We start from the raw sequence: 2,376 nt of genomic DNA on the forward strand, positions 1-2,376 counted from the left end.
GTCCGCGGCCGGGGGCAGGCTGCCCAGGGTGTAGGGCGGCTGGAGGCTTGCGCGCTCCCAGAGAATGTCCAGACCCGCAAGCACCGGAGACTGCCTTTTGGCCGACGTGCGGAACACATACAGGGCGTCCCGTGCGCGGGTAAAGGCGACGTAGAGCAGGTTCAGGCTTTCTCTGGCCTGTCGGGCCAGGTCTTCATAATAGGGGCGGCCCAGTGCTTTCTGATTGCGCACCATCATGCTCAGGCCCTGACGTTCCGTGCGCAGAGGCTTGTCAGAAGCGGAAATGTTCAGTGCGGTAAAGGGGACGAAAACCACCGGAGCCTCAAGCCCCTTTGACTTGTGCACAGTCATGACCCGCACGGCGTTCATGTTTTCCGGCATGGGAACTTTTTCTTCCTGGCTTTTGGCATTCCAGTGTTCCAGAAAAGTGGAAAGCGTCGCCATGCCTTTTTCTTCCGCGCTGTGCAGCACTTCCATAAAGCGGCGCAAGAAGGTTGCGGCATCGGGAAAACGCTGTTCCACATCAAGGCGCGCATACCATTCAAGCACCGTGTCATAGGGCGTCATCAGGCCGGACTGGCTGAAAAATGGCGCCAGCAGGCTTTGCCATATGTGCGGCCACCGCTGGCGGAAATTCTGGTACAGAAAGCCTTTCTTCTGGCGGGCGCACCAGCCGTGCAGGTCGATGCCGGCAAGTTCGGCGGCTTCGGGACGGCCATGAAAAATTTCGCCGGTCAGGACGGTGAGCAGGGCGATATTGTCGTCGGGACTGTCGAGAAAGGCCAGCAGGGCCACGGTCTGGACAATAAGAGGATGGGCCGAGAGCAGCAGGCTGTTTTCGGTAATGACCGGAATGCCCAGGCGCACCAGATGATCCGCCATGCGGGCCGCGCCGTCATTGCTGCGCACCAGCACCAGCACGTCCGACCACGGGCGCTGCGGAGCCACATCGTCAAGCAGTATGCGGCCCAGACGGTCAAAAACGGCTTCGCGCAACATTTCCGAAGAGTCCGCCGCAATATCTTCCACCTGCACCAGACCACCGCCGGGCGTGTGCTCAGGACATTCCTGCCGGGTTCCCGCAAAAGCGCTCAGCAGGCTTTTGACAGAAGAATCCATTATTTCCGCAGCCAGATCTTGGGGCATATCGCCGGGCAGAAGGGCGCTCATGACGGCTCTGGCCGTATCCGCCTGCTCCAGAAGGGAAAAGAGGGCATTGTTGTGTTCCACCACCTGACGGCGGCTACGCCAGTTGAACGGCAGACTGTCACGGGCCGTAGAGGTGGCAACGGCGGCAAGCCCCCGGTCTTCAAGGATGCCGTCAAAAAGTTCCGGGTCACCGTCACGCCAGCCGTAAATGGACTGTTTGACATCGCCCACCCAGGTCAGCGATCCGCCACGCGACAGCGCTTCCTCCACCAGAGGACGCAGCGCACGCCACTGTTCCTGGCTTGTATCCTGAAATTCGTCCACAAGGTAATGGGTAAGGCGCGCGCCCAGACGGCAGAGCGTTTCCGGCACGCCGTGATCGCCGGACAAAACCTGCTGTGCCATATGGGGGACGAGCAGGCCGGGGAGCGTTCCCTCCTGTTCCTGATTGTGCAGAAAGGCGTTGGCCAGAATACGCGCCATGCGTATGGACGGTTCAAGGCGCAGGGCCTGCCGCAACAGCTGCCCGTCTTCCATGCATGCCTGCGCGGCCCGGCTAAAAACGCCGTAGGCGTGTTCCACCCCGGAGTCGACAGCAGCGCCTTTTTTAAAAAGTTGGGCTGCGGTGTCCTTGGTCAGAAAAGCCGAATTTTTATATTCGCCTTTGGCCCAGGCTTTGACGGCTTTTTCCGCATTTGCCATCCAGGGCAGGCGGGCGTCGTCGGCTATCCGCAGCAAATGGTCGGCAGCCTGTCTGGCGGCATGGTTAAGGGCAAACAGGCTTTGCTCAAGCTCTTCGTAGGAAGAAAGTTCGCCGTAGCGGCCCAGAAGGGCGCTGTCCAGAAGAGGGCGCAACTGGTGCAGCAGTTTTTCTCCTGCCAGAAAGCCCTTGCTTTGTCCGTGGTGAACCATGGCGCGGCAGACCTGCCGCAAAAGGCCGCGCATATTTTCATCACCTTGCCAGGCTTTTTCCAGCAGAAGGTCCAGGTAGGGCGCAAGCGCTTCTTCGGTGGCAAAGACGGGCTGAAAGTCCGGGTGCAGCCTGAGGTCCAGCGCGGCGGCGCGCACGATGAGATGCAGCAGGCTGTCGATGGTGCGGATGTTCAGCGCGCTCATGTCACGCATGATGGCGTCCACCCAGCGCCCGGCCGAAGCTGAATCAAGCTCCAGCCCCTGCATGGGCTGCCCCAGAGCCGCGCTTTTGAGTGGACGGATGACCCGTTCGCG

Annotated in this window: 1 protein-coding gene; it reads right to left on the reverse strand. The window is 60.6% G+C overall.

Features of this window, described 5'->3' with window-relative positions; translation table 11 throughout:
• The coding region (locus V6C16_RS11405; RefSeq protein ID WP_333543257.1) for a UvrD-helicase domain-containing protein at positions 1-2,376 on the reverse strand (2,376 nt) is incomplete at both ends.

Source organism: Desulfovibrio sp. 1188_IL3213, from assembly GCF_036763145.1.
In the GTDB taxonomy this organism is placed as follows: domain Bacteria; phylum Desulfobacterota; class Desulfovibrionia; order Desulfovibrionales; family Desulfovibrionaceae; genus Desulfovibrio.